This is a genomic window from Pseudomonas sp. Sample_20 (assembly GCF_004307585.1).
GTDB classification, from domain to species: Bacteria; Pseudomonadota; Gammaproteobacteria; order Pseudomonadales; family Pseudomonadaceae; genus Aquipseudomonas; species Aquipseudomonas atacamensis.
Genome location: NZ_RCOA01000003.1, coordinates 45,646 through 57,412, shown reverse-complemented (window position 1 = coordinate 57,412; position 11,767 = coordinate 45,646). Strand labels below are relative to the sequence as shown.

The following is an 11,767-nucleotide window of genomic DNA, read 5'->3' as shown; positions in this document are numbered from 1 at the left end:
CCTTGCAATTGCCGTCTATCCTTGGGGGTGTGACGGCCGAAGCCATCTGAATTTACCTGTTTTTATTATTGAATCCTTAAAGGAGTGCGGCACATGTCAAAAGGGCATTCGCTACAAGACCCTTACCTGAACACTTTACGTAAAGAGAAAGTCGGGGTTTCCATCTACCTGGTCAACGGTATCAAGCTGCAAGGGACGATCGAGTCGTTCGACCAGTTCGTGATCCTGCTGAAAAACACCGTAAGCCAGATGGTCTACAAACACGCTATCTCGACCGTCGTGCCGGTTCGTCCAATTCGTCTGCCTAGCGCAACCGAAAACGAACAGGGCGATGCCGATGCAGCGCCGGGTAACGCCTGATAGGAGTCTCCTTTGTTCTTTGAGCGCCACGGTGGTGGTGAACGAGTCATCCTCGTTCACTTGGATGGACAGGACCCTGAGGCGCGCGAAGATCCGCAGGAGTTTCAGGAGTTGGCAAATTCGGCTGGCGCCGAGACCGTCGCGTTTTTTAACGTGCCGCGTCATCGGCCAACCGCCAAATATCTGATCGGCAGCGGCAAGGTCGAGGAACTGCGCGACCTGGTCAAGGCTGAAGAAGCCGATCTGGTGATTTTCAATCACATCCTCACGCCCAGTCAGGAACGCAACCTCGAACGTGTTTTCGAGTGTCGCGTGATCGACCGCACCGGGCTGATTCTCGATATTTTTGCCCAACGCGCACGCACCCATGAGGGCAAGCTGCAGGTCGAACTGGCCCAGCTTGACCACATGAGCACGCGGCTGGTTCGCGGCTGGACTCACCTTGAACGTCAGGGTGGCGGTATCGGTATGCGCGGCCCGGGTGAAACCCAGCTGGAAACCGACCGCCGTCTGCTGCGGGTTCGCCTGCGTCAGATCAAGGGGCGGCTGGAGAAGGTGCGCAGTCAGCGCGAGCAGTCGCGCCGTGGCCGATCCCGTGCGGACATTCCTACCGTTTCGCTGGTGGGATACACCAACGCGGGCAAATCGACACTCTTCAACAACGTGACGAAGTCCGAGGTGTACGCGGCTGATCAACTGTTCGCCACACTCGACCCGACCCTGCGCCGGCTGGAGCTTGACGACCTCGGTCCGATTGTCCTGGCCGATACCGTGGGGTTCATTCGTCACCTGCCACACAAGCTGGTCGAGGCATTTCGGTCTACGCTCGAAGAGTCGAGCAATTCCGACCTGCTGCTGCACGTGATCGATGCGGCCGAACCGGATCGCATGTTGCAGATCGAGCAGGTGATGGTGGTGCTGGGCGAGATTGGTGCCCAAGACTTGCCGATCCTCGAGGTCTATAACAAACTCGATTTGCTTGAGGGCGTCGAGCCTCAGATCCAGCGCGATGCCGATGGCAAGCCGCAACGGGTCTGGCTCTCGGCGAGGGATGGCAGCGGTCTGGAACTGCTTGAACAGGCCATCGCCGAGTTGCTCGGCAGTGATCTGTTCGTCGGTACCTTGCGCTTGCCGCAACGCTTCGCTCGGCTGCGTGCGCAGTTCTTCGAACTCGGGGCGGTGCAGAAAGAAGAATACGATGATGAAGGTGTCAGCCTGCTGGCCGTTCGTTTGCCCCGGATCGAGCTGAATCGATTGGTAAGCCGCGAAGGATTGCAGCCGATGGAATTCATCGAGCAACACACTTTGCAATAAAAGCCTGACAAAGCGGTTGTGCCGCAACGGCAGGCATTCTGTAGCATTGGTCGGCGCGCCGTGGGTGCGTCTTTGCTTTATCAGATGGAGAGCGCTATGGCTTGGAATGAGCCGGGTGGCAACTCGAATAATCAGGATCCCTGGGGTGGCAAGCGCCGCAATAACGGCGACCGCAAGGGACCACCGGATCTCGACGAGGCCTTCCGAAAGCTGCAGGAAAGCCTGAACGGGTTGTTCGGTGGTGGTAAGAAACGCGGTGATGACGGCGGCGGATCGGGGCGCAGCAGTGGCGGCTTCGGCGGTCTGCTCGGCATCGGCCTGGTCGTGCTGGCGGCTGTCTGGCTGTACAGCGCGGTCTACGTGGTGGACGAGCAGGAGCAAGCCGTGGTGCTGCGCTTCGGCAAGTACTACGAGACTGTCGGCCCGGGCCTGAACATCTACTTCCCGCCGATCGACAAGAAGTACATGGAGAACGTGACGCGTGAGCGTGCGTACACCAAGCAGGGCCAGATGCTGACTGAAGACGAGAACATCGTCGAAGTGCCGCTGACCGTGCAGTACAAGATCAGCAACCTGCAGGACTTCGTGCTGAACGTCGATCAGCCGGAAATCAGCCTGCAGCACGCGACTGAAAGTGCACTGCGTCACGTGGTCGGTTCCACCGCCATGGACCAGGTGCTGACCGAAGGTCGTGAATTGATGGCCAGCGAAATCAAGGAGCGTCTGCAACGTTTCCTCGATACCTATCGCACCGGTATCACCGTCACCCAGGTCAACGTACAGAGCGCAGCGGCACCGCGTGAAGTGCAGGAAGCCTTCGATGACGTGATCCGCGCCCGTGAAGACGAGCAGCGTTCGCGCAACCAGGCTGAAACCTACGCCAACGGCGTGGTGCCGGAAGCCCGTGGTCAGGCCCAGCGCATCATCGAAGATGCCAACGGTTATCGCGACGAGACCATCTCGCGCGCCAAGGGTGAGGCCGATCGCTTCACCAAACTGGTCGCCGAGTATCGCAAGGCACCTGAAGTCACCCGCGAGCGTCTGTACCTGGACACCATGCAGGAAGTCTTCAGCAACACCAGCAAGGTCCTCGTGACCGGCAACAAGAACGGCCAGAGCAATCTGCTCTACCTGCCGTTGGACAAGATGATCCAGAACAGTTCGGGTAATGCACCGGTGACCGGTTCGGCCGCCAGCAACAACACGGACGTCACGCCGCATGTCACTGACGTGCCGCAGACGCGTACAAGGGAGACCCGCTGATGAGCAATAAATCGCTGATCGCCCTGATCGTTGGCGTCGTTGTGGTACTGGTGGGCTGGAATTGCTTCTACATCGTCGCTCAGACCGAGCGCGCGGTGCTGCTGCAATTCGGTCGTGTGGTTCAGGCCGATGTCCAGCCGGGTCTGCATGTGAAAGTGCCTTACGTCAACCAGGTGCGCAAATTCGATGCGCGTCTGCTGACGCTGGATGCACCGACGCAGCGCTTCCTGACTCTGGAAAAGAAAGCCGTGATGGTCGATGCCTACGCCAAGTGGCGGGTGAAAGATGCCGAGCGCTTCTACACCGCGACTTCGGGTCTGAAGCAGATCGCCGACGAGCGTTTGTCCCGTCGTCTCGAATCGGGCCTGCGTGACCAGTTCGGCAAGCGCACCCTGCACGAAGTGGTGTCGGGTGAACGTGATGCGCTGATGGCTGACATCACTGCGTCGCTGAACAAGATGGCGGAAAAAGAGCTGGGTATCGAAGTGGTCGATGTCCGGGTCAAGGCCATCGATCTGCCGAAGGAAGTGAACCGCAGTGTGTTCGAGCGTATGAGCACCGAGCGTGAGCGTGAAGCTCGCGAGCACCGCGCCAAGGGTAACGAGCTGGCCGAAGGCATCCGTGCCGACGCCGATCGTCAACGCCGCGTGCTGCTGGCCGAAGCCTATCGTGAATCCGAAGAGGTTCGCGGTGACGGTGACGCCCAGGCTGCTGCGATCTACTCCAAGGCCTACGGCCAGGACCAGGAGTTCTACGGTTTCTACCGTAGCCTGCGTGCCTACCGTGAAAGCTTCGCGAACAAATCCGACGTCCTGGTCCTCGACCCAAGCAGCGACTTCTTCCGTTATCTGGAAAAAGCCAAACCTTGATACGACGTTGACCTGAATCAGTCCGCCCGGCGGCTAAAACCTCGGGCGGGGTGATCCTTTCGGAAAACGTGTGTATGATGCGGCAGCCGGGAAATTCCCGGCTTTTTTGCGTCTGCACGTTTGATTGCTGTTTTTGTTGCAGGCATCGGGTTTGAATAGCCCGAGCGTTTTTCGAGGAAAGTGATGGGCGAAGCCGCCAGCCGGCCTTTCGCTGCGTCGTTCATGCGCGTGCGTTTTGAACGCCCCGATCATTTTCTGCTTCACTCAAGGCTCGCCTAGTGCTGGCCGCCCGGATCAAAGGGGAATGGCGTAATGGCAACGGTAGACCGCTGGCTGCTGCCAGATGGCATCGAAGAAGTACTGCCACCGGAGGCGGCGCGCATTGAAGTCGCGCGTCGTCAGGTGTTGGATCTGTTCCAGAGCTGGGGTTACGAGTTCGTCGTGACTCCCCATATCGAGTACCTGGAATCCCTGCTGACCGGCGCGGGCCAGGACCTGGATCTGCGTACCTTCAAGGTCATCGACCCGCAATCGGGCCGGCAGATGGGTTTCCGCGCCGACATCACGCCGCAAGTGGCGCGCATCGATGCGCACACCCTGCGTCGCGAAGGCCCGAGTCGTCTGTGCTATGCCGGCAGCGTCCTGCACGCCCAGCCGCGTGCATTGTCGTCCTCGCGCAGCCCGATCCAGCTGGGCGCCGAGCTGTACGGCGACGCCAGCCCGAGCAGCGACGTCGAAGTCATCAGTCTGATGCTGGCCATGCTGCAGCTGGCCGATGTGCCGGACGTGCATATGGACCTCGGCCATGTCGGCATCTACCGTGGTCTGGCGCGTGCCGCTGGTCTTTCCGGTGAAGTCGAGCAGCAGTTGTTCGATGCCCTGCAGCGCAAGGCCATCGATGAAGTGATTACCCTGACCGAAGGTCTCCCAGCCGATCTGTCGGGGATGCTGCGCGCACTGGTTGATCTGTGTGGCGGCCGTGAAGTGTTGAGCGCTGCCCGCGAGCGTCTGGCCAACGCGCCGGCGCCGGTGCTGGCGGCGCTGGAAGATCTGCTGGCGATCGCCGAGCGTCTTTCCGTGCGCTTCCCGCAGCTGCCGCTGTATTTCGACCTCGGCGAGTTGCGCGGCTACCACTACCACACCGGTGTGGTGTTCGCGGTGTTCGTGCCGGGCGTTGGCCAGTCCATCGCTCAGGGCGGTCGATACGATGACATCGGCGCCGATTTCGGTCGCGCCCGTCCGGCGACTGGTTTCTCTACCGATTTGAAAACCCTGGTGACCCTGGGGCGTGCTGAGATCGAGCTACCGTCTGGCGGTATCTGGATGCCTGACAGTACGGATGCGGCACTCTGGCAGCAGGTTTGCCAGTTGCGCAGTGAGGGTCAGCGTGTCGTTCAGGCCTTGCCTGGACAACCTTTGGCCGCCGCCCGTGATGCGGACTGCGACCGGCAATTGATTCAGCAGAACGGGCTTTGGCAAGTATCGCCACTGGCTTCTTGAGTTTTCCTGCCGGCCATCGCCGGCACCAAGTTTGCGCGAATGAGGACAAGTGTTATGGGTAAGAATGTCGTAGTCCTGGGCACCCAGTGGGGTGATGAGGGCAAAGGCAAGATCGTTGATCTGCTGACCGAACATGCTGCCGCCGTAGTGCGCTACCAGGGTGGCCACAACGCGGGTCACACGCTGGTGATCGACGGCGAGAAAACCGTCTTGCACCTGATTCCGTCGGGCGTGCTGCGCGAAGGCGTGCAATGCCTGATCGGCAACGGCGTGGTGGTTGCACCTGACGCCCTGCTGCGCGAGATCACCAAGCTGGAAGAGAAAGGCGTACCGGTGCGCGAGCGCCTGCGTATCAGCCCGTCCTGCCCGCTGATCCTGTCCTTCCACGTCGCGCTGGACCAGGCCCGTGAAAAGGCCCGTGGCGAGCTGAAGATCGGTACCACCGGTCGCGGCATCGGCCCGGCTTACGAAGACAAGGTTGCCCGTCGTGGCCTGCGTGTCGGCGACCTGCTGAACATGCCGCGCTTCGAAGACAAGCTGCGTGAACTGGTGGACTACCACAACTTCATGCTGGTCGGTTACTACAAAGAGCCAGCCATCGAATTCGAAAAGACCCTGGCCGAGTGCAAGGAATACGCTGAGCTGCTCAAGCCGCTGATGCTCGACGTGACCGCCGAGCTGCACGACCTGCGTCGTGCCGGCAAGGACATCATGTTTGAAGGCGCGCAAGGTTCTTTGCTCGACATCGACCACGGCACCTACCCGTACGTGACCAGCTCCAACACCACCGCGGGTGGCGTGGCGACCGGTTCGGGCGTTGGTCCGATGTTCCTCGACTACATCCTGGGCATCACCAAGGCCTACACCACTCGCGTCGGTTCCGGCCCGTTCCCGACCGAGCTGTTCGACGAAGTCGGTGCGCACCTGGCCAAGCAAGGTCACGAGTTCGGCGCTACCACTGGCCGCGCCCGTCGTTGCGGCTGGTTTGACGCCGTCATCCTGCGTCGCGCTATCGACGTGAACAGCATTTCGGGCATCTGCCTGACCAAGCTGGACGTACTCGACGGTCTGGAAACCATCAACATCTGCGTCGGCTACAAAGACGCGCAGGGCAATGCCGTTGCGCCGACCGATGCTGACAGCTACGTCGGCCTGCAGCCGGTGTACGAAGAAGTGCCGGGCTGGAGCGAATCGACCGTGGGCGCCAAGACCCTGGAAGAGCTGCCGGCCAATGCTCGTGCCTACATCAAACGCGTTGAAGAGTTGATCGGCGCGCCGATCGACATTATTTCGACGGGCCCGGACCGCAACGAAACCATCGTTCTGCGTCATCCGTTCGCTTGATAAGTTGTTGATGTAAAAAACAAAGGCCCCTTAATCGGGGCCTTTGTCGTTTATGCCTGTTGGACGGCATGACCTTTGCTGTGAATCTGTCTACAAGAGTGCCATCAAATTAATGGCGTCAGAAGTAGAGGGATTTAAAGTGTCAGCCGTTCTCTCACTGTTACAAAGCCGTTTGTTGCGGCCGGTGTTCGTTACCCTTGGTATCGCCCTTTTGGTGCAGGTGTTGGTGGCGGTTGCCCTGACGCGGAGCACGGTCACGGCGCTCGAAGCTGATCTGGCCGTGCGCCTGGGTGCCGACAGCCAGAAGCTCTCCGGTGAGCTGGAGCAGGCCGGGCGTGAAGTCACTTCAAGTCTTGATGCGTTATCGGCCAGCACTCGTCAGCGCCTCACGGCTGGCCTGTCCGCACGCCTCAAAGAAGAGCAGGCGCAACTGCGGGCGACGCTGGAGAAGGATCTGAAGGATTCGGCCAACGACATGGCGCAGTTGCTTGCATCCGTAGCGCCGCGTGCGATGTGGGACAGCGACGTGCCGACGCTGTCGGAGTTTGCCCGCCGCGCCCAGCGCAATCCCAACGTGCTGTTCGTGGTGTATGACGACGCCACCGGCCAGCATCTGACCCGTTATCTCAACCGTGAAAATCCGATCAACAAGGCCTTGCTGGAAAAAGGTCAGGGCGAGCGTGCGCTGGATAAAGTACTGGATGCGGCGAAAAACGATCCTTCGGTCTACTACCTCGAGGCCTCGATCAATCCCAACGGCGTGGAAATCGGCAAAGTGCTGATGGGCGTGTCCACGGCCTCGGTAGAAACCGATCTGGCCGAGCTCGACAAGCGCTTCCTCGCGCTGATTGCCAGCAGCGATCAACTGGTCGGCGACAGCCTCAAAGGCGCAGCGGCGGACAGCGCCAAGGCAATGCAGGCGCGCCTGCAATCGGCGCAGGGCACCGCTGGCGAAATGAAAGCCAACACCGCACAAACCGTTCAAGACGCTGCCGCGACACTGCGCTGGCGTATCGGCCTTGGCCTGGCACTGGTCGGTTGCGGCGTGCTGCTGTTGCTGGCCGTGGTCCTCGGTCATCGTGTGGTCAATCGCCTGAAAATGCTCAATGCGGCAATGGACGATCTGGCAGCGGGCGAGGGCGATCTGACCAAGCGTGTGCAGATCAACAGCAAGGATGAAATCGGCGACATGGCCTCAGCGGTCAATCGCTTTGTGGATAAATTGCAGCCGATCGTACGCGAGGCGGGTGATGTCGCTCAGCGCACTGGCGTGGAAATCGGCGCGATGACTTTGCGCAACGCTGGCGCCGATGCGGCTGCCGGAATGCAGCGCGATGAAGTTGCAGAAAGCCTGCGCGCGCTGTCGCAAATGGCAGACGAGGCGCAGTCGGAAAGTCAGGCAATGCAGGCGGCGCTGAAGCAGGTTGTCGATATTCGTCAGGCCACCGATGAGAACACTCGTACTTCCGCCAAGGTCGGCAGCCTGATCGAAGCGCTGGCCGGGCAGGTCGATACCGGGGCGAAGGTCATCGAGCGACTGGCGCAGCAGAGCGAGCAGATTGAGGTGGTGCTGACGGTGATTCACGGCATCGCCGAACAGACCAACCTGCTGGCATTGAACGCTGCGATCGAGGCGGCGCGGGCCGGTGAGACCGGGCGTGGGTTTGCCGTGGTGGCGGATGAAGTGCGTGCACTGGCCAGCAAAACGCAGAGCTCGACGGGCGATATTCAAGCGCACATCGTCGCTTTGCAGCAGGGCGCACGTGAGGCCGTCGAGGCGATTGGTCAGGCCGGACGGCAGGCCAGCGAAGGTTTGCTGGTCTTGCGCGACAGTGCGCGGTTGCAGCAGTCGGTGCAGGCTTCGGTCGAGCAGGTGCACGCGGCGATCGGTCTGGCGACGCAAGCAGCAGCGCATCAGGCGCAGGGTGCACAGGCAGTGCGTGGGCGCGTCGAAACGATTCATGCACAGGCCGAGAAAGCGGCGCAAGCGGTAGTGGAGACCACGGCCAGTGGCAAGGTGCTGGATGGTCTGGCTGCGCAATTGAAAGCCAGCCTGGGGCAGTTCCGCGCTTAGTGTTATCCGGGCTGGCCTCTTCGCGAGCAGGCTCGCTCCCACAGGGAAACTCAACCCATTGTGAGAGCGAGCCTGCTCGCGAATACGGTATCAGCGGCTCAGATACATCCGCGTCGTCAGCAGATAAACCGGCAACCCCGAGACCACAATCAACAACGCCGCATAAGGCGCCGCCGCCGCAAACTCGACATTCGCCGTGTGCGCCCAGACTTCGGTCGCCAATGTATTGAGTCCGGTTGGGCTGAGCAGCAACGTTGCCGTCAGTTCCTTCATCGCATCAAGAAACACCAGCGCAAACGCCGCGCCCAGTGCCGGGAAAATGATCGGCAAGGTCACCCGGCAAAACGCGGTGAACGACGATGCGCCTAATGTCCGCGCCGCTTCTTCCAGCTGCGGTGCAGCCTTGTTCAGCGCAGTACGGATCGGCGCCTGCGCCAATGGCAGGAACAGCAGCGCATAGGCGATCAGCAGCAAGCCCGACGTCTGATACAGCACTGGCACGTAATGCAGGGCGAAATACACCAGCGTCAACGCAATCACCAGCCCCGGCAGCGCGTGCAACAGATAAGGCAGGCGTTCGGCCCAGATTGCCAATCGGCCTTTATAGCGCACCACCAGCAACCCGACCGGCACCGCCAGCACCAGGCACAGCGCCGCACCGCCCAATGACAATGCCAGCGATGACAACAGCGCCTCGGTGATCGCCGCTACCGGGAACGCCGCCGATGAGCCGACCGCCAGCCAATACGCCAACATCCCCAGCGGAACGCCACTGCCGATAATTGCCAGCAACAGGCAATACAACTGACCAAGCGCCGACCACGCTCCAAGATTTACTTGTTCAGCTTGCCGCGCCGCGCCCTGGCCGGTGCGCACATGCCGGCCCTTGCCACGCACGCGCAGCTCCAGCCACAACAGCAGCAGACACAGCGCCAGCAACACCGCCGAAAGCATCGCAGCATTGGCATTGCTGAATTCCAGTTCGAATTGCTGGTAGATCGCCGTGGTGAAGGTTTGCAGGCCGATGATCGACAGCGCGCCGAATTCCACCAGCATGTGCAGGGCAATCAGCAGCGAACCGGCCAGCAGCGATGGCCACAGCAGCGGCAGGGTGACGCGGAAAAACACGCCCCAGCGATTCTGTCCCAACGTGCGGGCGGATTCTTCGAGGGAGGGATCGAGATTGCGCAGGGTCGCCGCAACTGGCAGGAAGATCAGCGGATACTTCGACAGGCTCATCACCAGAATCGCCCCGCCGAGGCCTTCGAATTGCGCGCTGAGCGAGACCCAGGTGAAGCTGCTGACAAACGCCGGCACCGCAAACGGCAGGCACAGGATCACGCCCCACAGGCGCCGCCCCGGCAGATTGCTGCGCTCCAGCAGCCACGCCAGCGACAGACCTATCACGGCGCAGGTAACCGTCACGCCGACCATCAGTGCCAAGGTGTTGCGCAACAGGCCGAACACATACGGGCGCCACAGCAAATGCAGCGCCTCGGCCCAGCCGGCCTGCCAGGCTTTCAGTCCGACATAGCCCAGTGGCAGCAGGCTCATGACCACCAGTAGCAATACCGGCAGCACCAGCCAGATTGACGGTCTTTTGCGTCGTGGCACGTAACCCCCGCGCGCGGCGGGGGCCGATAACGATGCTGCCATCAGTTCAGGCCAACTTCGCGTTCCAGCTCCAGCGCTTCTTCAGCATTGCCCAGGTCCGCCGGAGTGACGTTCGGCGCTTCCAGTTCGCTGAACGGCTTGAGGCCGCGATCCGATTCCATGCCTTTGTGCAGCGGGTATTCGGCGGTGGTCTGAGTGATCACCCGCTGACCTTCTTCGCTGGCCATGAAGGCGAGGAATTGCTGGGCTTCTTTTGGATGTTTGCTGGATTTCAGCACGGCAGCGCTGGACACGGTGATCAGGCCGCCAGCGTCGCCGCCGGTGAAATAATGCAGCTTGGAGTCGAGCTTGCCTTTCTCGCGTTGCAGGGCGAACCAGTAGTAGTTGTTCACCAGTACGGTAGCGACTTCGCCGTTTTCCACCGCTTTAAGCGCGACCATATTGTTGCTGTAGGTCTTGCCGAACGCGCGCAGGCCTGTCAGCCATTCTTCGGCGGCGTCACGACCGTGCAGCTTGATGATTGCTACGGCCTGTTCCTGGAAGGCGCCGCTGGTCGGAACGAAGCCGACCTTGCCCTGCCACTGCGGCTCGGAGAATTCCATCACCGATTTCGGCAGGTCTTTTTCATCGATCAGTTTCGGATTGAAAGCGACCACGCGCACGCGTGCGGTAACGCCGATCCAGGTACCGTTGGCGGCGACGTATTTTTCCGGCAAAACCGCTAGGGTGGCGTCATCGGCCTTGGCCAGCAGACCCTGTTCGCCGAGGTTGTTCAGCGGCGGCGACTCTTCGGTGTAGATCACATCGGCGGGCGAGCGGTCGCCTTCTTCGATGATCTGGCTCGCGAGCTGGTTGCTGCTGCCTTTGCGCACGTTGACGTGGATGCCGGTCTTGGCTTCGAAAGCCTTGGCAATCGCGTCGCCGACTTCCTTGTGCTGGCCGTTGTAGAGAGTCAGGGAAACCGCATCGGCAGCCTGGGTGAGGGGAGTGGCGAGTGCCAGGCCGAGGAGGGTGAAGGTCAGGCCTCGGCGCAGGGTATTTCGAAACGTCATTCGCAGGGTTCCTCACTGTCGCATTGCAAAAACTTGCAACAATGATAAACGATATTGTTTCTCAAGTGCGCCTTGTGCGGGACAAGGGGATCGGGTAGGAGCTGCCGAAGGCTCGGGCCGCGTTCGGACGATCTTTTGATCTGCCTCCTGCGAGTTGCGGGGAAAAGCAAGATCAAGAGATCGCAGCCTCGTTGCACTCATCAGCTCCTACAAGCTCCTACAAGACCTGCGGAAATTCAGGAAGCCAGAAACGCAAAAACCCGCTTTCGCGGGTTTTTGTGAAATCCAAGGCCTGAACCTTGAATTTGAATTGGTGCCCAGAAGAAGACTCGAACTTCCACGACCGTAAGGTCACCAGCACCTGAAGCTGGCGTGTC

Annotated in this window: 9 protein-coding genes and 1 tRNA gene (1 of these 10 cut by a window edge); 7 read left to right on the top strand and 3 right to left on the bottom strand. The window is 60.6% G+C overall.

Annotated elements, in window-relative coordinates; all coding sequences use genetic code 11:
• Positions 1-93 precede the first annotated feature (93 nt).
• From hfq to D8U70_RS00435, 7 genes are all read left to right on the top strand, one after another.
• Positions 94-360 carry an RNA chaperone Hfq gene (gene hfq / locus D8U70_RS00465; RefSeq protein ID WP_016771947.1) on the top strand — a complete coding sequence of 89 codons (267 nt, stop codon included), beginning with the start codon at positions 94-96 and terminating at the stop codon, positions 358-360.
• Between the two features lie 12 nt (positions 361-372).
• Complete coding sequence (gene hflX, locus D8U70_RS00460; protein ID WP_041480728.1) at positions 373-1,674, top strand: ribosome rescue GTPase HflX; 1,302 nt, start codon at positions 373-375, stop codon at positions 1,672-1,674.
• A gap of 96 nt (positions 1,675-1,770) precedes the next feature.
• The gene (hflK, locus tag D8U70_RS00455; RefSeq protein WP_024011368.1) at positions 1,771-2,937 is read left to right on the top strand and encodes an FtsH protease activity modulator HflK; all 1,167 of its coding nucleotides are present in this window, start codon (positions 1,771-1,773) and stop codon (positions 2,935-2,937) included.
• Complete coding sequence (gene hflC / locus D8U70_RS00450) at positions 2,937-3,806, top strand: protease modulator HflC (RefSeq protein WP_016771945.1); 870 nt, start codon at positions 2,937-2,939, stop codon at positions 3,804-3,806. Before hflK ends, hflC begins: the two co-directional genes overlap by 1 nt.
• A gap of 312 nt (positions 3,807-4,118) precedes the next feature.
• Entirely contained in the window at positions 4,119-5,306 is a 1,188-nt protein-coding gene (locus tag D8U70_RS00445) for an ATP phosphoribosyltransferase regulatory subunit (RefSeq protein WP_016771944.1), read from the top strand.
• Positions 5,307-5,360: 54 nt separating this feature from the next.
• Positions 5,361-6,650, top strand: a complete 1,290-nt coding sequence (locus D8U70_RS00440; protein WP_016771943.1) for an adenylosuccinate synthase — start codon at positions 5,361-5,363, stop codon at positions 6,648-6,650.
• Between the two features lie 139 nt (positions 6,651-6,789).
• A complete protein-coding gene (locus D8U70_RS00435; protein ID WP_110602740.1) occupies positions 6,790-8,724 on the top strand; it encodes a methyl-accepting chemotaxis protein in 1,935 nt (644 codons plus the stop codon).
• Positions 8,725-8,814: 90 nt separating this feature from the next.
• On the opposite strand, the gene D8U70_RS00430 is transcribed toward D8U70_RS00435, so the two are convergent.
• From D8U70_RS00430 to D8U70_RS27680, 3 genes are all read right to left on the bottom strand, one after another.
• A complete protein-coding gene (locus D8U70_RS00430; protein WP_130928078.1) occupies positions 8,815-10,380 on the bottom strand; it encodes an iron ABC transporter permease in 1,566 nt (521 codons plus the stop codon).
• Entirely contained in the window at positions 10,380-11,390 is a 1,011-nt protein-coding gene (locus D8U70_RS00425) for an extracellular solute-binding protein (RefSeq protein ID WP_016771941.1), read from the bottom strand. The genes D8U70_RS00430 and D8U70_RS00425 overlap by 1 nt, the downstream gene beginning before the upstream one ends.
• Positions 11,391-11,701: 311 nt before the next feature.
• A tRNA-Leu gene (locus D8U70_RS27680) sits at positions 11,702-11,767 on the bottom strand; it runs 86 nt beyond the window's last position.

Excerpts from the sequence above, each read along its gene's own strand:
- hfq (WP_016771947.1), top strand. The coding sequence starts at position 94 with ATGTCAAAAGGGCATTCGCTACAAGACCCTTACCTGAACACTTTACGT.
- hflK (WP_024011368.1), top strand. The coding sequence starts at position 1,771 with ATGGCTTGGAATGAGCCGGGTGGCAACTCGAATAATCAGGATCCCTGG.
- hflC (WP_016771945.1), top strand. The coding sequence starts at position 2,937 with ATGAGCAATAAATCGCTGATCGCCCTGATCGTTGGCGTCGTTGTGGTA.
- D8U70_RS00445 (WP_016771944.1), top strand. The coding sequence starts at position 4,119 with ATGGCAACGGTAGACCGCTGGCTGCTGCCAGATGGCATCGAAGAAGTA.
- D8U70_RS00440 (WP_016771943.1), top strand. The coding sequence starts at position 5,361 with ATGGGTAAGAATGTCGTAGTCCTGGGCACCCAGTGGGGTGATGAGGGC.
- D8U70_RS00430 (WP_130928078.1), bottom strand. The coding sequence starts at position 10,380 with ATGGCAGCATCGTTATCGGCCCCCGCCGCGCGCGGGGGTTACGTGCCA.
- D8U70_RS00425 (WP_016771941.1), bottom strand. The coding sequence starts at position 11,390 with ATGACGTTTCGAAATACCCTGCGCCGAGGCCTGACCTTCACCCTCCTC.